This is a genomic window from Neoroseomonas oryzicola, assembly GCF_012163135.1.
Lineage (GTDB): Bacteria > Pseudomonadota > Alphaproteobacteria > Acetobacterales > Acetobacteraceae > Neoroseomonas > Neoroseomonas oryzicola.
Genome location: NZ_JAAVUP010000001.1, coordinates 605,348 through 621,232, shown reverse-complemented (window position 1 = coordinate 621,232; position 15,885 = coordinate 605,348). Strand labels below are relative to the sequence as shown.

The following is a 15,885-nucleotide window of genomic DNA, read 5'->3' as shown; positions in this document are numbered from 1 at the left end:
GGTGCGGAGGCGGCCGAAGCATGGCGTCACCGAGGCGCGGCGAATCCCGCCATGCGCGCATAGCCGCCGGCGATGGCGGCGAGCTCCTCCCGCGCGATCACGTCCTCGAGCCGAGCGAAGCCGTCCGGCGCACGTTCGGACACGACATCGACCACGCGCTCGGGGCCGCCCTTGCGGTTGCTGCGCACGATCTCGGCGGTCTTGGGCAGCCGGTCGGCCTCATACGCCGCCAGGGCGGCGACCGGATCGGGCCCGGCCAGCAGCCCCGCGAGGCAGCGCGCATCCAGCACCGCCTGGGACGCGCCATTCGATCCTACCGGATACATCGGATGCGCCGCGTCGCCGAGCAGCGTCACGCGGCCCTGCGTCCACCACGGCAGGGGGTCGCGGTCGCACATCGGGTATTCCCAGAACTCGGGCGTCGCGCGCACCAGCGCCTCGACGTCGAGGAAGGGAATGCGGAAGCGCGCGACATGCGGCAGCACTTCCTCGATCCGGCCGGGCCGGGACCAGTCCTCGCGCCGCGGTGGCGGCTTCGTCGCATCGCCGATCTGCGCGCAGACGACCCAGTTGGTCAGCCGCGTGCCGGGCGTGGACCCGGCGGCGATAGGGTAGAGGACCAGCTTCTCCGTCATGTCGCCGGCGACGATCATGGTGTCGCCGCCTTCGAATTCCGGCCAGTCGATCGCGCCGCGCCACATCTGGATGCCGTTCCAGCGGATGCCGCCATCCTCGGGGTGGAGCGTCGCGCGCAGCACGGAATGGATGCCGTCGGCGCCGACCAGCACCTCGCCGCGCGCGCTGCGCCCATCGGCGAAGCGCGCCGTCACGCCGGACCCGTCCTGCTCGAAGCCGGCCAGGCGCGCGCCGGTGACGAGCGCCTCGGGCCCGAGGCGTTCCAGCGCCGCCTGCCACAGCACGGCGTGCAGGTGGCCGCGATGGATGGAGAATTGCGGCACCTCGTGCCCGGCCCAGGTGCCGCGCGGCTCGACCCAGATCTCCTGGCCGAAGCGGTTGAGGTAGCGCAGCTCCCGCGTCCGCACCGCCACCGCATCCAGTGCCGGCAGCAGGCCGAGCGCCGCGAGCTCGCGGATCGCATGGGGCAGGGTGTTGATGCCGACCCCGAGCGGCTTCACCTCCGACGCGGCCTCGAAGACCCGGCAGGGAATGCCGCGCTCATGCAGGGACAGCGCCAGCGTCAGCCCGCCGACGCCGCCACCGACGATGAGGACGGTCATCACTCCTCCCCGGCGGCCGGCGGGACCTCGTCCAGCTCCTCGGCCGGCCAGGCGGTGCGGGCCTCGGCGCGGCGCTTCGCGGCGCAGGCCAGCGCCGCGAGGCTCGCGCCCGCAACCAGCGTCGCCGCGCCCGTTACTGCCAGGCCGGCCAGGCCGACCGCTACAACGCGAAGGATCATCACGCCTCCCCACCCGTCACGCGGGAATGATTCGTCAAAGTTGCGCGCGGCGCTGGAAAATCGCCCCGCCGGAACGATAGCCTGCGGCGCCGGTGCCAAGCGTGCTCTAGCGCCGTCCTTTGGGAGGAACCAGACATGACGTTCAATCGCCGCACCCTGCTGGGCGCGGGACTCGCCGCCGCGGCCCTTCCGCTGATGCAGGCGAAGGCCGCCGCGCCCTTCGTCGGCCGCGGCGCCCCCGCCTGGTATCGCTTCCGCTTCGGCGAATACGAGGCGACCGTCATCTCCGACGGCGCGCTGCCGCTGGGCAAGGCCGAGGATTCCTTCGTCGGCGCCCGTCCCGGCGAGATCAACGCCATGATGCAGGCGAACTTCCTCGACCCGGCGAATGCGCTGCTCGAGCAGAACGCCCTGGTGCTGAACACTGGGCGGAACCTGATCCTGTTCGACACCGGCATGGGCGACAGCATGGGCGCGGACAGCCAGATGTTCGGCCCCACGACCGGCCGGCTGCTGCGCAACATGCGCCAGGCCGGCATCGACCCGGCGCAGATCGACCTCGTCGTGCTCTCCCACGCTCATTGCGACCATTGCTGGGCGCTGGTCGACGCGCAGGGCAACCGCAACTTCCCCAATGCCCAGGTCGCGGTGTCCGAGGCCGACCTGAAGTACTGGACGGACGAAGGCAACATCCGCGGCCCGGCCTTCATGGGGCCCTTCATCCGCGGCGCGACCAAGAACCTCAACGCCTATCGCGACCGCATGGTGATGGTCCAGGACGGCCGCGAGGTGGTGCCCGGCGTCATCGCGATGTCCGCCCCGGGACACACGGTCGGCCACACCATCTACGCGATCAATTCGGGCCCGAACGTCATGGTCTATACGGGTGACTTGGCGCACCACCAGGTCCTGCTGCTGCGGCGGCCGCTGCTCGAATTCTCCTTCGACACGGATCCGAAGCAGTCGGCGCAGACCCGCGCCCGCGCGCTCGAGCGCTTCGCGAATGAGCGCGTGCAGCTGCTCTCCTACCACTTCCCCTGGCCGGGCCTCGGCCGCGTGGCGAAGGAAGGGGAGGGCTATGCCTGGATGCCCTCGGCGATGGACGTGACCAGCCTCGGCTGACCGCCCTTCAGCCTTGCGGCCCCCGCCGGTCCGGCAGGGGCCGCAGGGCGCGGATGCGCTCGGCGATGTCCGGGCGCCCGGCTTCGAGGGCGAGGAACGCCGCCTCGTCCCGCGCGATCTCGTAGCCCAGCCGGTAGCCTTCGCCCGTCGCGGCATCCATGCTGCGGGCGAAACGGGCGGCGATGGCCTTGCCGGCGTCCTTCATTCGGCGTCTCCGGAGCGGTTTGCGGGGCTTTCGGCCCGCCGCGGGCTTGCCGCACCAGCCCCGGCGGTGCAATTTCCGCCCGCGCTGGCCGCCCCCGGGACAGGCCTGCTCATCGGACGCCCCGTAGAGGACAGCTCATGGCCAAGATCAAGGTGAAGACCCCCGTCGTCGAGATGGACGGGGACGAGATGACCCGCATCATCTGGGGGTTCATCAAGGACAGGCTGATCCTCCCGTATCTCGACATCGACCTGAAGTACTACGACCTCGGCATCCAGAAGCGCGACGAGACGGATGACCAGATCACCGTCGACGCGGCGAATGCGACGAAGCAGTACGGCGTCGCGGTGAAGTGCGCGACCATCACGCCCGACGAGGCCCGCGTCGCCGAGTTCGGCCTGAAGAAGATGTGGCGGTCCCCGAACGGGACGATCCGCAACATCCTCGACGGCACGATCTTCCGCGAGCCGATCATCTGCAAGAACGTGCCCCGCCTGGTGCCGCACTGGTCGAAGCCGATCGTCGTCGGCCGCCACGCCTATGGCGACATCTACCGCGCCGCGGAGACCAAGATCCCGGGTGCCGGCAAGGCGACGCTGACCTGGACGCCGGCCGATGGCGGCGCCCCGGTCGAGCTCGAAGTGACCAACTTCCCGGCCGGCGGCGGCGTGCTGATGGGCATGCACAACACCCGCAAGTCGATCGAGGGCTTCGCCCGCGCCAGCCTCAACTACGGCCTCGCGCGCGGCTACTCGGTCTACTTCAGCCACAAGAACACGATTCTCAAGGCCTATGACGGCGAGTTCAAGGACATCTTCCGCCGCATCTTCGACGAGGAATTCGCGGACAAGTTCAAGGCGGCCGGCCTGACCTACGAGGACCGCCTGATCGACGACATGGTGGCCTGCGCCCTGAAGTGGGAAGGCGGCTATGTCTGGGCCTGCAAGAACTACGACGGCGACGTGCAGTCCGACATCGTGGCGCAGGGCTTCGGCTCGCTCGGCCTGATGACCTCGGTGCTGCTCGCCCCGGATGGCAAGACCGTCGAGTCCGAGGCCGCCCACGGCACGGTGACGCGCCACTACCGCGAGCACCAGAAGGGCCGCGAGACCTCGACGAACCCGATCGCGTCGATCTTCGCCTGGACGCGTGGCCTCGCCTATCGCGGCAAGTTCGACGGCACGCCCGACGTGGTGGACTTCGCCAACGCGCTTGAGCAGGTCTGCGTCGAGACGGTCGAGAGCGGCCACATGACGAAGGACCTCGCGATCCTGATCAGCAAGGACCAGCCCTGGCTCAACACCCAGGCGTTCCTCGCGAAACTGGACGAGAACCTGAAGAAGAAGATGGGCTGACGGCCCGGAGGTTCGCGCGGCGGATGGGCGGACTGCCCGCCCGCCGCGCGGGCCGACTACGTTTGGCGCGGCCCCGCCATCGCCGCGCGGTTCGACAGCAGGTCCCCTGCGACTGCTTCCTGTCGAAAGGGCCGGCCGGCATCGCGTAGGATCGCGGCGGCCATGGAAGACAGCCTCATGCCACGACCGCTTCGTGCGATGCGCCTGCCGCTGTGCTGTGCCGCCATGGCTGCCGTCCTGGTCACGTTGCAGCCGGCGAGGTCGTGGGCCGATTGCCTCGACTGGCAGTCCCCCGCGGTCGTGACCGAGCAGGGTACGTTCCGCGGCCTGCCCTCCGGCGCCCTGCGCTGGCGGGTCGGCCGCAGCGCCGCCGGCGGGTCGCACCTCCAGACCGCCGTGGAGGTCCGCTGGGCCGGGCCCGACGGCCGCGAGCGCCAGCAGGCCCTGTTCGGCGAGGTCCAGGACGGGCGCGCCCTGCTCAGCGCGCGCAACGGCCGGCTCGACCTGCGCGTGACCTATTGCACGGGCGACAGCGCCTGCCGCGACACCGTGCTGCCCTTCACCTGGGACCGCGCGTCGGGGCATTTCGTGGGCGGCTCTCCCGCGGCGCGGGAGGCGATGGCCCGTGCCTGCCAGCCCGAACCCGCCGAGCGTCCCGCCCGATGACGCTCCCGCTGGGCCTGCTCGACTGGATCGCCGTCGCGGTCTTCGTCGCGTGCTGGGTGGTCTATGCCCTGGTCGTAGATCGCGTGCCGTCCATCCGTGCGCGCAGCGTCATCGCCGCGATGGACGAACACCGCCGCCGCTGGATGCTGGCGGCGCTGGCGCGCGAGAACCGGATCGCCGACATCTCGGCCATCGGCAACCTGATGTCGTCGACCTCCTTCCTGGCGACGACCTCCATCCTGATCCTCGGTGGCCTGGTCGCTATGATGTCGGCGCCAGACCCCGCGCGGCGCATCGTCGCGATCCTGCCCTGGTCCCAGGTGCCGGATGAGCTGATGTGGGAGATCAAGATCGGCATGCTGCTGGTGATCTTCGTGAACGCCTTCTTCGAGCTCACCTGGGCGCTGCGGCAGTTCAACTACACCTCGACCATCCTGGTCGGCATGCCCAGCGACCCCGCGGCGGTGCACCATGCGGAGGTCGCGGCCCGGCTCGCGAACCGCGGCGCGCGGCACTTCAACACCGGGCTGCGGTCCTACTATTTCGGGCTCGCGGCGCTCGCCTGGATCGTCCACCCGCTGGCGCTGATCTTCGCGAGCCTGCTGGTCCTCCGCGAACTGCACCGGCGCGAATTCCGATCCGCCGCGCGCGACGCGCTGGCGACGCGGGAGATCCGCTGACCCTCAGGGCACGCGCAGCGGCGTTCCCGGCAATTGGCCCGGCGCGAGGCCACATGTCGCGCGCACCGCGGCGGGCGGGGCGTTGATGGCGATGGCGACGGGCTCGCAGGTGCCGCGGTTCAGGCTGTCGACCTGGCGCTCGATGGCGAAGCCCTCGCGCAGCGCGCCGTCGGCTGTGAAATCGTGGAAGGTGTAGACCACGCTGCAGCAACCGTTGCGGCCGAGCGCGACGAGCCGCCCCGCGGAATCGCGCGAGAAGCCGAGGCCGCTCACTTCGCCTGCGCGGCGGAACCGCCCCTCGCCAGGCTGCATCAGCCAGACATCCCAGGCGGTGTTGGCGTTGCCGCCGATCACCGGCACCCAAAGATCCAAAGCGCCGTCGCCATTGGTCTCCGCGAGGCGCGGCAGCACGTTCGGCAGGTCGGTCTGCACCTCGATGCGCTGGCTCTCGACGCCGCCTTCCTGCACTTCGATGGTCCAGTACTCGGCGTTGGACACGGCGCGCAGCGTGAGCGGCGGCGCGCCGGGGCGGGTGGCACGCAAGGTGGTGCGCGCGGCCTCCGCGGCGGGAAGGGCCATCGCCAGCAGCGCCGCGGCGGCCAGCAGCATGCGGCGGGTCATGCGGTCCTCCCGTGGCGGGCGAGCACCACCCGCAGCGCGTCGAGATCGATGGCCTCGCCCCTGGCACGCCGCCCGGTGCGGCCGTCGCGCCCGATGATGGTGGTCGCCATGGTCAGCGCGTTCAGCACGGCCTCCTCGACCGCCTCGGCGGCCGCGACGAACAGCGGCGACATGCGGTCGTTCGGCCAATCGGCGACGATCGCCTGGTGGGCGCGGCGCTCGGGCGTACGCCGCACGCCGGGATGGGTCGAGAAGGCGAGGGCATAGTCGCCCGACCCGTCGCTGAAGGCGGCCCCGGTGCGCGCGAGGCCCGCCATGGCCCGCGTCGCGAGCCGCGTCAGGTTTCGGTCGGACAGCGGCGCATCGGTCGCGATGACCACCATCACCGAACCGTCGGCATCGCCGCGATCGGTGTGTTCCTTGAGGTACCACTTGCCGAGCTCACGCCCGACCGAGATGCCGTCCATGGTCAGCACGCCGCCGTAATTCGCCTGCACCAGCGCGCCGACCGTCCAGGCACCGAGCGCCGCCGGCAGCACGCGCGATGACGTCCCGATGCCGCCCTTGAAGCCGAAGGCCATGGTGCCGGTGCCGGCGCCGACGCAGCCTTCCTCGACCGGGCCGCCGGTCGCGCCGTCCAGCGCATCCAGCACATGCGCGCCGGTCACGCCGCGGGCGCGGATGTCGTTCAGCCGGCCGTCATTGGTCTCGCCCACCACGGCGTTGACGCTGACGGCATCGGGGTTGCGGGCGAGGGTCCAGTCCACCAGCGCCTCGACTGCGCGGCCGACGGCCAGCGTATTGGTCAGCACGATCGGCGTCTCGAGCTCGCCGAGTTCCGCGACCTGCGTCGCGCCGGCGAGCTTGCCGAAGCCGTTGATGACCGACAGCCCCGCTGGCACGCGGTCGGCAAAGGGATTGCCGGGATGGGGCAGGATGGCGGTGACGCCGGTGCGGATGGCGTCGCCCTCGATCAGCGTGGCGTGGCCGACCGCCACGCCGGCCACGTCGGTGATCGCGTTGTGGGCGCCGGGGCGAAAGATGCCCGGCGCCAGGCCGAGGTCGCGGGCGCGGCAGCGCCCCTCGCTCACGTCGCCACGCCGTGGGCAAGCGTCTCCCGCACCGCGGCCAGCGCCTCGGCGGCCTTGGTGCCGTCCGGACCGCCGGCCTGGGCCATGTCAGGCCGCCCGCCGCCGCCCTTGCCGCCGACCGCGGCGGAGGCCGCGCGCACCAGCGCGACGGCATCCGCCTTGCCCTTCGCCGCCTCGCCGGTCGCGACGACGATCGAGGCCTTGCCCTCGGCGGTGGAGACCAGCGCCACCACATCCGCCGTGCCGCCCTTCAGGATCGCTTCCGCGAGGCCCTTGAGGTCGCGCGGCGGCACCTCGCCCAGGTCGCGCAGCGCGACGCGCAGCCCGGCCACCTGCTCGACCTCCGCCCCGCCGCCGCCGGTCGCGAGCTTCTTGCGCAGCTCCGCCACCTCGCGCTCCAGCTTCCGGCGATCCTCGACCAGTGCGGCGATGCGGGAGGCGAGTTCGCCCGGCTGCGCCTTCAGCACCGCGGCCGCGGCCTGCAGGCTCTCCTCCATCTCGGCGATGTAGGCGAGGGCGGCGTCGCCCGTGACAGCCTCCACGCGACGGATGCCGGCCGAGACCGCGCCTTCGGAGAGGATCTTGAACAGCCCGATATCGCCGGTGCGCCGGACATGCGTGCCGCCGCAGAGCTCGAGCGAATAGACGCCGTGCTTCTCGACCGCGGCCGCGTCATGGCCCATGCCGACGACGCGGACCTCGTCGCCGTACTTCTCGCCGAACAGCGCCATCGCGCCGGCCTCGACGGCCGCCTCCGGCGTCATCAGCCGGGTCGTGACCTCGGCATTCTCGCGGATGCGCGCATTCACCTCCGCTTCCACCCATTCGAGGTCCTCCTCGGTCATGGGCGTGGGCTGGGAGACGTCGAAGCGCAGCCGGTCCGGCGCGTTCAGCGACCCCTTCTGCGCGACATGCGTGCCGAGCCGGCGCCGCAGCGCCTCATGCAGCAGGTGCGTCGCGGAATGGTGCGCGCGGATCTTCGAACGACGCTCATGCGCGACCTCGGCCTGCACCGCGAGCCCGACCTTGGCCTCGCCGGCGACGACCGTGCCGATGTGGACATACAGCGCGCCGAGCTTCTTCTGCGTGTCGCGCACCTCGATCCGGCAGGCCTCGCCCGCCTGGATGATGCCGGTATCGCCGACCTGGCCGCCGCTCTCGGCGTAGAAGGGGGTCTGGTTCAGCAGCACCGCGACCTCGGCGCCGACCGGCGCGGCGTCGACCGGCTTGCCGTCCTGCACGATGGCGACGATCTCGCCCTCGGCCGTCTCGGTCGTGTAGCCGAGGAACTCCGACGCCCCGACCTTCTCCTTGAGGTCGAACCAAACGCCTTCCGTCGCGGCCTCGCCCGAGCCCGCCCAGGCGGCGCGGGCGCGCTTGCGCTGCTCGGTCATCGCCGCGTTGAAGCCCTCGACGTCGACGGCGCGGCCTTCGGCGCGCAGCGCGTCCTGCGTCAGGTCGAGCGGGAAGCCATAGGTGTCGTAAAGGCGGAAGGCGACCTCGCCCGGCAGGGTCTGGCCGGAGCCGAGCCGGCCGGTTTCCTCGGCCAGCAGGTGCAGCCCGCGCTCGAGCAGCGAGCGGAAGCGCGTTTCCTCGAGCCGCAGCGTCTCGCTGATCAGCGCCTCGGCGCGGACCAGTTCCGGATAGGCGGCACCCATCTGGCGCACCAGCGAGGGCAGCAGCCGGTGCATCAGCGGCTCGCGCGAGCCCATCATGTGCGCGTGGCGCATCGCGCGGCGCAGGATGCGGCGCAGGACGTAGCCGCGGCCCTCGTTGGACGGCAGCACGCCGTCCGCGATCAGGAAGGCGCCGGCGCGCAGGTGGTCCGCGACGACGCGATGGCTCGATCGGAAGGGGCCGTCCGGCTCCTGGCCTGTGGCCTCGGCGGAGGCGAGGATGATCGCCCGCAGCGTGTCCGTGTCGTAGTTGTCGTGCTTGCCCTGCAGGATGGCGGCGAAGCGCTCGAGGCCCATGCCCGTGTCGATGGACGGCTTGGGCAGCGGCGCGCGCGTGCCGGGCGGGTCCTCGAGGAACTGCATGAAGACCAGGTTCCAGATCTCGATGAACCGGTCGCCGTCCTCGTCGGGGGACCCCGGCGGGCCGCCCGGGATCTTGTCCCCGTGGTCGTAGAAGATCTCCGAGCACGGGCCGCAGGGGCCGGTGTCGCCCATGCGCCAGAAATTGTCGGACGTGCTGATGCGGATGATGCGGCTGTCCGGCAGCCCCGCCACCTTCCGCCAGATCGCCGCCGCGTCCTCGTCCTCGGAATAGACGGTGACCAGCAGCTTGTCCTTCGGCAGCCCGAAGTCCTTGGTCAGCAGGTCCCAGGCGTAGGGGATCGCCTGTGTCTTGAAGTAGTCGCCGAAGGAGAAGTTCCCCAGCATCTCGAAGAAGGTGTGGTGGCGGGCGGTGTAGCCGACATTGTCGAGGTCGTTGTGCTTGCCGCCGGCGCGGACGCACTTCTGCGCCGTCGTGGCCCGCACATAGGGGCGCTTTTCCTGCCCGGTGAAGACGTTCTTGAACTGCACCATGCCCGAGTTCGCGAACATCAGCGTCGGGTCGTTCCGCGGGACCAGCGGGCTCGATTCCACCACCTCGTGCCCGTTGCGGCGGAAGTAGTCGAGGAAGGTGGCCCGGATGTCGTTGCTGCTCGTCATGTGCGATCCGTCGCGGCGCCCGCGGAAAACCGGGCGGCGGCAAGATGTTGACCCAAGGGCGGGACAGGTAGCGCGCGGGGGGCGGGGCGTGAAGGGGCCGGGTGCGACCCCGGCCCGGTGCCGCCCTCCGGCGGGGCCGGGCTCAGCCCGGCGGGGGAAGGAACTCGACCTCGTGCTCGGAGGCGATGCGGATCACCTCGGCCGGGTCGGGAACGTTGTGGATGCGCTTGAACAGCGTCTCGAGGCTGCGGGCTGGGCTGACCCAGAACAGGGCCCGGACCGGCGAGCCGGACTTGTTCCAGATGCCGTGCATGATGCCCATGGGCATGCGGATCAGGTCGCCGGCGGTCGCGACCACGGGCTTGCCGTCCAGCACCAGGTCGAACCGACCTTCCAGGACGCGGATGAACTCGTCCTGCGTGCTGTGGATGTGCGGGGGCACGAAGGTGCCGTCCGGGAACAGGGTGTCGAAGGCGAAGCAGGAATCGCAGGACGCGACCGGCTTGTAGGTCTGGCCCAGGATGTTCCAGACGACCCCGTCGATGCCTTCCCCCGCGGGGGTGATGCCGGCGGCCAATGCGGACATATGTGCCTCTCCTCTCCTAGACGTGAAGGTAGGTGTCGCGCACTTCCGGCGCGGCGGAAAGGGCCTCGCTGGTGCCGGTCCAGACCACCTGGCCCTTCTCGATCACGACGTGCCGGTCCGCGAGCTTCAGGATGGCCGCGAGGTTCTTGTCGATCAGCAGGATCGCCTGGCCCTCGGCGCGGAGGCGCGCGAGCACGGCCCAGATCTCGGCGCGGATGAGGGGGGCGAGGCCCTCGGTCGCCTCGTCGAGGATCAGCAGGCGGGGGTTGGTCATCAGCGCCCGCCCGATGGCGAGCATCTGCTGCTCCCCGCCCGACAACCGCGCCCCGAGGTTGCGCCGTCGTTCCGCGAGGCGGGGGAACAGCGCCAGCACCTCCGGCAGGGTCCAGCGCGGCGCTCCGCCGGTCCGGTTGGCGGCGGTGGCGACCAGGTTCTCCTCGACCGTCAGGGTCGGGAAGACCTGGCGGCCCTCGGGCACCAGGCCGATGCCGCGCTGGGCGATGCGGTGAGGCGGTTGGCCCGTGACATCCGCGCCGTCGAAGGCGATGCGGCCGGTGGTCGGGCGGATCAGGCCCATGACCGCGCGGACCGTCGTCGTCTTGCCCATGCCGTTCCGGCCGAGCAGCGTCACGACCTCGCCCGCGCCGACGGCGAAGGAGACGCCGTGCAGCACGCGGGCGGCGCCATATCCCGCGACGAGGTTCTCGACCGCCAGCATCACGCCTCGTCCTCGCCCAGATAGGCGGCGCGGACCTCGGGGTTGCCGCGGATCTCGGCGACCGTCCCGGTGGCGATGACGCGGCCATAGACCAGCACCGAGACACGGTCGGCGAGCGCGAAGACCGCCTGCATGTCGTGCTCGACCAGCAGGATGGTGTAGGCCGATTTCAGCCGGGTCAGCAGGGCGATGAGGCGCTCGGTCTCTTCCGGGCCGGCGCCGGCGAGCGGTTCGTCGAGCAGCAGCAGGCGAGGCTTCGTCGCGAGCGCAATGGCGAGTTCGAGGGCGCGCTTTTCGCCGTGGCTGAGTGCGCCCGCCGGGACCTCGGCGCGATCGGCGAGGCCGACCTCGGCCAGTGCGTCCATCGCCGCCGTGTTGGTGGCGGCTTCGGAGGCCGCCGGGCGGAGGAACCGGAAGGACGAGCCCAAGCGCGCCTGTACCGCCAGCGCAACATTCGCGAGCGCAGTGAAGCCCGGCACCACGCTGGTGATCTGGAAGGTCCGCGCCAGCCCGGCGCGCACCCGGCGCGGCAGGGACAGGCGCGTGACGTCCCGCCCTGCGAAGACGACCTGCCCGGCATCGGGGCGGACCACGCCGGTGATCTCGTGAATCAGCGTCGTCTTACCGGCGCCGTTGGGTCCGATGACCGCGTGGATCTCGCCGGGCAGGACATCGAGCGAGACGCCGTCCGTCACGGCAAGGCCGCCGTAATGCTTGCGCAGGTCGACCAGGCGCAGAAGCGGCTCAGCCATGGCGGCGCACCACCAGGCCCGACAACCCGCCCTTGAGGAACAGCACGGCGAGGACCAGCAGCGGCCCGAACACCATCTTCCAATGCGCCACATGGTCGGCGAGCCAGGTTTCGAGCAGCACGAAGGCCACCGCGCCGAGGATCGCCCCCCAGAGCCGCCCGACGCCGCCCAGGATTACCATGAACAGCAATTCCCCCGAGCGCTGCCAGGAGATGCCGGCCGGGGAGACGAACTCGGTCGCGTTGGCGAGCAGGAAGCCCGCCGCCCCGCCGATCGCGCCCGCGATCACATAGGCGACCAGGCGGAAGGGGTAGGGGGCGAGGCCGACCGCCTCGACCCGCTGGGCGTTCTCGCGCGCCGCGCGCAGAACGCGGCCGAAGCGGGAGGCGAGCAGCATGGCGCAGAGCGCCCAGGTCAGCGCCAGCGCGCCGAGGCAGACATAGTGGAAGGTGAGCCGGTTCCCGAGCAGGCGTGACCCCCAGACCTCCGTCCGGCTGTAGAGGGTGTAGCCGTCATCCCCGCCATAGGCCGCGAGCGAGGAGGCGGTGAAGAAAGCCATCTGCCCGAAGGCCAGGGTGATCATGATGAAGTGGACGCCGGAAGTGCGGATCGCGACCGCCCCCGTGACCATCGAGAACAGCGCGGCCGCGCCGATCGCCGCCGGCAGGACGCGCGCGGCCTCGGTGACGTTGTGCGCGTCGAGGATCGCCACCGCATAGGCGCCGACCCCGACCGAGGCCGCGTGGCCGAGGCTGACCAGCCCCGCCCCGCCCACAAGGAAGGACAGCGAGACCGCCGCCATGGCGAGGATCATGACCCGCGCCATCAGCGTGGTCTCGTAGGATCCGCCGAAGCCCAGCAGCGGCGCGGCGCCGAGCGCAAGCAGCACCGCCAGCGGCAGCCAGGCCTCGCGCATGGATCAGTCCGCGCGGACGGGAAAGAGGCCCGCCGGGCGGAAGGCCAGGATCGCCGCCATGGCGACGTAGACGAGCATCGAGGCCAGCGCCGCCCCGGCCTGCCGCGCCGCCGAGGCGTCGAGGAAGAGCCGCATCAGGTCGGGCATCAGCGACTTGCCGAGCGTGTCGATCAGCCCGACCAGCAGCGCCGCGATGAAGGCGCCGCGGATCGACCCGATGCCGCCGATCACGATCACCACGAAGGCGAGGATCAGCACCGTGTCGCCCATGCCGGGTTCGACCGAGAAGATCGGCCCCGCAAGCACGCCCGCGAAGCCCGCGAGCATCGCGCCGAAGGCGAAGACGAGGGTGAAGAGCCGCCCGATGTCGACGCCGAGCGCCGAGACCATCGGCGCGTTGGTCGCACCCGCGCGAACCAGCATCCCGGCCCGGGTGCGCTCGACCAGCCACCAGAGCAGCCCGGCCGTCGCGAGGCCGGCGCCGAGCACCGCGACGCGATAGAGCGGGTATTGCAGCCCCGGCATGATCTGCACCCCGCCCTCGAGCAGCGGCGGCACCGCGACCTGCAGGGGGGCGGCGCCCCAGACGAGCTTCACGCCCTCGTTCAGGAACAGGATGACGCCGAAGGTCGCGAGCACCTGCGCGAGGTGGTCGCGATCGTACAGGTGCCGGAAGACCAGAACTTCCAGCACCAGCCCGGCGAGCAGTGCCGCCGGCAGCGCCAGCAGCAGCCCGAGCCAGAAGGACCCGGTCGCCGCGGCCAGCGAGGCGCCGAGATAGGCGCCCAGCATGTACTGCACGCCGTGGGCGAGGTTGATGAAGTCCATCACCCCGAACACCAGCGTCAGCCCCGCCGCGACCAGGAAGAGCAGGATGCCGAGCTGCAGGCCGTTCAGGGCCTGCACCAGGAGCAGCTGCGTCGTCACGCCTGGTTCCTGACGTGCGCGTGCACGTCAGTCACCACCATCGTCCGGCGCGCGGCCGCCCCGCCAGCCGCGCGCGCGCGGGGCATCAGCGCATGCGGCATTCGGCGGCCCAGGGATCGACGGCGTTGGTGAACACCTTGCGGTCGGTCTGGGTCTCGAGCTTGCCGTCGGCGCGGCGGCCGACCTTGAGCAGCCAGAAATCCTGCACCGGGTAGTGGTTCACGCCGAAGGCGAAGGGCCCGCGCACCGAGCGGAAATCCGCCGCCCGGATCGCCGTGCGCAGCGCGTCCTTGTTGGCGAGGTTGCCGCCGACCTTGCGGATCGCGGAATCGAGCAGCATCGCCGCGTCATAGGCCTGCGCCGCATAGGTCGCCGGCACCGCGTTGTGGGCGGCGAGGTAGTCGCCGACGAAGCGGCGGTTCTGCGGATTGTCCATGTTCGGGGCCCAGGAGGCCGCCGAGTAGAAGCCCAGCGCCGCATCGCCCTGCGCGGGCAGCGTCGCCTCATCGACCGTGAAGGTCGACAGGAAGGGGATGTTGGCAAGGCCCGCCTGGCGGTACTGCCGCACCAGGTTCACCCCCAGGCCGCCCGGCATGAAGGTGAAGATCGCGTCGGGACGTGCGGCGGCGATCTTCGCGAGCTCGGCCGAGAAGTCGAGCTGGGTGAGGGGGACATAGACCTCGTCCACCACCTCGCCCTGGAACTTCGACTTGAAGCCTGCGACCGCGTCGCGGCCCGCCTGGTAGTTCGGCACCATGACGAAGACGCGGCGATAGCCGTTGTCCTGCGCCGCCTGGCCCATCACCGAATGGACCTGGTCGTTGTTGTAGGAGGTGGTGAAGAAGAACGGGTTGCAGCCGCGGCCGGCGAAGGTGGACGGACCGGCATTCGTGCTGATGAGGAAGGTGTTGCTCTCCGTCACCGGGCGGATGATCGCCTGCAGGATGTTGGAGAACACCACGCCGACGATGAAGTCGACCTTGTCGCGTTCCAGCGCCGCGCGGACCTTGGTCACGGCGACGTCGGGCTTGAGTTCGTCGTCGATGATGACGGTCTCGGCGGTCAGGCCGCCGAGCTTGCCCTCGAGGTGGCGCAGGCCGAGGGCGAAGCCGTCCTTCAGCTGGTTGCCCAGCGCGGCCTGCGGGCCGGTCTGCACGGCGACAACGCCGATCTTCACGCCGCCGGCGGGCTGCGCATGCAGGATGGCGGGCGCGGCCAGCAATGCCGTGGTGCCGCCCAGAAGCCCGCGCCGTCCGATCCCCGTCATGGAAGTCCCCCTGATTGCCCGGAAAGGACCTCTCTTAAGCGCGATCCTTCAGCCGGGCGCAAGACGCCCCGCCATGGCCGCGGCATGGGCGACCAGCGGATGGGAGGGGTCGGGGAAGGGGTCTAGGACGGTGAAGTGGTTGGCGCCGGGCAGTTCCTCGGCCGTGCCGCCCCAGGCGGCGGCGAAGTCGCGGGTCTGGCGGCGGAACTCGTCGCTCTCGGCACCGCCGACGACGCAATGGAGGTCCCCCGGCGCGGCGGCCTGCCAGCGGGGGGACAGGGCCCGCGCCTCCGCGGCCGTCAGGTTCAGCCCCCGCCCGATGGTGGTGGGCAGCAGGGGCTCGATCTCGAAGACACCCGAGATCGGCAGCGCCGCGCCGACCAGCCCGGTCGGCAGCGCAGGGTCGATCGCCTGCCAGTCGGTGCCCATGAGCATCGCGGCGAGCTGCCCGCCCGCCGAATGTCCTGCGACCAGCAGCCGCCGCCCCGTGCGCCGGTGCAGTACGGCGCAGGCCGCCTGCATCTGCGCCACGATCCGCGCGAGCGGGACATGGGGGCAGAGGTCGTAGGACGGCACCGCCACCGCCACGCCCCGCAGCAGCAGCCCCCGCGCGCAGTGGCTGGCGAAGGATTTGTCGAGCGCCTGCCAGTAGCCGCCATGGATGAAGACGGCGACCGGCCCGTCGCCGTCGGGCTCGAACAGGTCCAGCCGCTCGCGCGGTCCGGTCCCGTAGGGCAGGTCGAGCGTCTTGCGCGCCCAGGTTGTGCGGAAGGCCTCCGCCTCGCGCGCCCAGCCGGCGATGATCTCCGCGCTGCCGGGCACCCGGGCGCGGTTGTTGTATTCGGATTCAAGGTCCATGGCGCGGCATTGAGCGTGGCGCGAGGGTGCCCGGCAAGGCAGGATCG

17 protein-coding genes are annotated in these 15,885 nt (G+C 71.2%); 4 read left to right on the top strand and 13 right to left on the bottom strand.

What is annotated here, in order from left to right:
- Positions 1–26: 26 nt before the first annotated feature.
- Positions 27–1,238 carry a flavin-dependent oxidoreductase gene (locus tag GWK15_RS02945; protein ID WP_168038879.1) on the bottom strand — a complete coding sequence of 404 codons (1,212 nt, stop codon included), beginning with the start codon at positions 1,236–1,238 and terminating at the stop codon, positions 27–29.
- The gene (locus tag GWK15_RS02940) at positions 1,238–1,417 is read right to left on the bottom strand and encodes a hypothetical protein (RefSeq protein ID WP_168038877.1); all 180 of its coding nucleotides are present in this window, start codon (positions 1,415–1,417) and stop codon (positions 1,238–1,240) included. The genes GWK15_RS02945 and GWK15_RS02940 overlap by 1 nt, the downstream gene beginning before the upstream one ends.
- A gap of 135 nt (positions 1,418–1,552) precedes the next feature.
- Between GWK15_RS02940 and GWK15_RS02935 the strand changes: the two genes are divergently transcribed.
- Positions 1,553–2,539: an MBL fold metallo-hydrolase gene (locus GWK15_RS02935; RefSeq protein ID WP_168038875.1), complete on the top strand. Its 987-nt coding sequence runs from the start codon at positions 1,553–1,555 to the stop codon at positions 2,537–2,539.
- Positions 2,540–2,546: 7 nt separating this feature from the next.
- On the opposite strand, the gene GWK15_RS02930 is transcribed toward GWK15_RS02935, so the two are convergent.
- Positions 2,547–2,744: a hypothetical protein gene (locus GWK15_RS02930; protein WP_168038873.1), complete on the bottom strand. Its 198-nt coding sequence runs from the start codon at positions 2,742–2,744 to the stop codon at positions 2,547–2,549.
- Between the two features lie 137 nt (positions 2,745–2,881).
- Between GWK15_RS02930 and GWK15_RS02925 the strand changes: the two genes are divergently transcribed.
- From GWK15_RS02925 to GWK15_RS02915, 3 genes are all read left to right on the top strand, one after another.
- A complete protein-coding gene (locus GWK15_RS02925; RefSeq protein WP_168038871.1) occupies positions 2,882–4,099 on the top strand; it encodes an NADP-dependent isocitrate dehydrogenase in 1,218 nt (405 codons plus the stop codon).
- 177 nt (positions 4,100–4,276) lie between these two features.
- Positions 4,277–4,765 carry a hypothetical protein gene (locus GWK15_RS02920; protein WP_168038869.1) on the top strand — a complete coding sequence of 163 codons (489 nt, stop codon included), beginning with the start codon at positions 4,277–4,279 and terminating at the stop codon, positions 4,763–4,765.
- The gene (locus GWK15_RS02915) at positions 4,762–5,445 is read left to right on the top strand and encodes a DUF599 domain-containing protein (RefSeq protein ID WP_168038867.1); all 684 of its coding nucleotides are present in this window, start codon (positions 4,762–4,764) and stop codon (positions 5,443–5,445) included. The genes GWK15_RS02920 and GWK15_RS02915 overlap by 4 nt, the downstream gene beginning before the upstream one ends.
- A gap of 3 nt (positions 5,446–5,448) precedes the next feature.
- Here GWK15_RS02915 and GWK15_RS02910 read toward each other — a convergent pair whose 3' ends face one another.
- The 10 genes from GWK15_RS02910 to GWK15_RS02865 all read right to left on the bottom strand — a co-directional run bounded on the left by GWK15_RS02910 (position 5,449) and on the right by GWK15_RS02865 (position 15,838).
- Entirely contained in the window at positions 5,449–6,066 is a 618-nt protein-coding gene (locus tag GWK15_RS02910; RefSeq protein WP_168038865.1) for a hypothetical protein, read from the bottom strand.
- A complete protein-coding gene (locus GWK15_RS02905) occupies positions 6,063–7,157 on the bottom strand; it encodes a P1 family peptidase (RefSeq protein WP_168038863.1) in 1,095 nt (364 codons plus the stop codon). Before GWK15_RS02905 ends, GWK15_RS02910 begins: the two co-directional genes overlap by 4 nt.
- Positions 7,154–9,814 (bottom strand): alanine--tRNA ligase, encoded by a 2,661-nt coding sequence (gene alaS / locus GWK15_RS02900; protein WP_168038861.1) that lies wholly within the window; start codon positions 9,812–9,814, stop codon positions 7,154–7,156. Before alaS ends, GWK15_RS02905 begins: the two co-directional genes overlap by 4 nt.
- Before the next feature lie 142 nt (positions 9,815–9,956).
- Positions 9,957–10,400 (bottom strand): cupin domain-containing protein, encoded by a 444-nt coding sequence (locus GWK15_RS02895; protein ID WP_168038859.1) that lies wholly within the window; start codon positions 10,398–10,400, stop codon positions 9,957–9,959.
- Positions 10,401–10,416: 16 nt separating this feature from the next.
- Positions 10,417–11,118 carry an ABC transporter ATP-binding protein gene (locus tag GWK15_RS02890; RefSeq protein ID WP_168040237.1) on the bottom strand — a complete coding sequence of 234 codons (702 nt, stop codon included), beginning with the start codon at positions 11,116–11,118 and terminating at the stop codon, positions 10,417–10,419.
- Positions 11,118–11,870: an ABC transporter ATP-binding protein gene (locus tag GWK15_RS02885; protein WP_168038857.1), complete on the bottom strand. Its 753-nt coding sequence runs from the start codon at positions 11,868–11,870 to the stop codon at positions 11,118–11,120. The genes GWK15_RS02890 and GWK15_RS02885 overlap by 1 nt, the downstream gene beginning before the upstream one ends.
- Positions 11,863–12,786: a branched-chain amino acid ABC transporter permease gene (locus tag GWK15_RS02880; RefSeq protein ID WP_168038855.1), complete on the bottom strand. Its 924-nt coding sequence runs from the start codon at positions 12,784–12,786 to the stop codon at positions 11,863–11,865. The genes GWK15_RS02885 and GWK15_RS02880 overlap by 8 nt, the downstream gene beginning before the upstream one ends.
- A gap of 3 nt (positions 12,787–12,789) precedes the next feature.
- Positions 12,790–13,713, bottom strand: a complete 924-nt coding sequence (locus GWK15_RS02875; protein ID WP_168038853.1) for an ABC transporter permease subunit — start codon at positions 13,711–13,713, stop codon at positions 12,790–12,792.
- A gap of 85 nt (positions 13,714–13,798) precedes the next feature.
- The gene (locus GWK15_RS02870; protein ID WP_168038851.1) at positions 13,799–14,980 is read right to left on the bottom strand and encodes an ABC transporter substrate-binding protein; all 1,182 of its coding nucleotides are present in this window, start codon (positions 14,978–14,980) and stop codon (positions 13,799–13,801) included.
- A gap of 48 nt (positions 14,981–15,028) precedes the next feature.
- Positions 15,029–15,838 carry an alpha/beta hydrolase gene (locus tag GWK15_RS02865; RefSeq protein WP_168038849.1) on the bottom strand — a complete coding sequence of 270 codons (810 nt, stop codon included), beginning with the start codon at positions 15,836–15,838 and terminating at the stop codon, positions 15,029–15,031.
- Positions 15,839–15,885: the final 47 nt, after the last annotated feature.

Bases quoted from the DNA above. Each gene is read 5' to 3' on its own strand.
- GWK15_RS02940 (WP_168038877.1), bottom strand. From the start codon at position 1,417: ATGATCCTTCGCGTTGTAGCGGTCGGCCTGGCCGGCCTGGCAGTAACG.
- GWK15_RS02880 (WP_168038855.1), bottom strand. From the start codon at position 12,786: ATGCGCGAGGCCTGGCTGCCGCTGGCGGTGCTGCTTGCGCTCGGCGCC.
- GWK15_RS02915 (WP_168038867.1), top strand. From the start codon at position 4,762: ATGACGCTCCCGCTGGGCCTGCTCGACTGGATCGCCGTCGCGGTCTTC.
- GWK15_RS02895 (WP_168038859.1), bottom strand. From the start codon at position 10,400: ATGTCCGCATTGGCCGCCGGCATCACCCCCGCGGGGGAAGGCATCGAC.
- GWK15_RS02945 (WP_168038879.1), bottom strand. From the start codon at position 1,238: ATGACCGTCCTCATCGTCGGTGGCGGCGTCGGCGGGCTGACGCTGGCG.
- GWK15_RS02870 (WP_168038851.1), bottom strand. From the start codon at position 14,980: ATGACGGGGATCGGACGGCGCGGGCTTCTGGGCGGCACCACGGCATTG.
- GWK15_RS02920 (WP_168038869.1), top strand. From the start codon at position 4,277: ATGCCACGACCGCTTCGTGCGATGCGCCTGCCGCTGTGCTGTGCCGCC.
- GWK15_RS02910 (WP_168038865.1), bottom strand. From the start codon at position 6,066: ATGACCCGCCGCATGCTGCTGGCCGCCGCGGCGCTGCTGGCGATGGCC.
- GWK15_RS02885 (WP_168038857.1), bottom strand. From the start codon at position 11,870: ATGGCTGAGCCGCTTCTGCGCCTGGTCGACCTGCGCAAGCATTACGGC.
- GWK15_RS02925 (WP_168038871.1), top strand. From the start codon at position 2,882: ATGGCCAAGATCAAGGTGAAGACCCCCGTCGTCGAGATGGACGGGGAC.
- GWK15_RS02890 (WP_168040237.1), bottom strand. From the start codon at position 11,118: ATGCTGGCGGTCGAGAACCTCGTCGCGGGATATGGCGCCGCCCGCGTG.
- GWK15_RS02930 (WP_168038873.1), bottom strand. From the start codon at position 2,744: ATGAAGGACGCCGGCAAGGCCATCGCCGCCCGTTTCGCCCGCAGCATG.
- GWK15_RS02865 (WP_168038849.1), bottom strand. From the start codon at position 15,838: ATGGACCTTGAATCCGAATACAACAACCGCGCCCGGGTGCCCGGCAGC.
- alaS (WP_168038861.1), bottom strand. From the start codon at position 9,814: ATGACGAGCAGCAACGACATCCGGGCCACCTTCCTCGACTACTTCCGC.
- GWK15_RS02935 (WP_168038875.1), top strand. From the start codon at position 1,553: ATGACGTTCAATCGCCGCACCCTGCTGGGCGCGGGACTCGCCGCCGCG.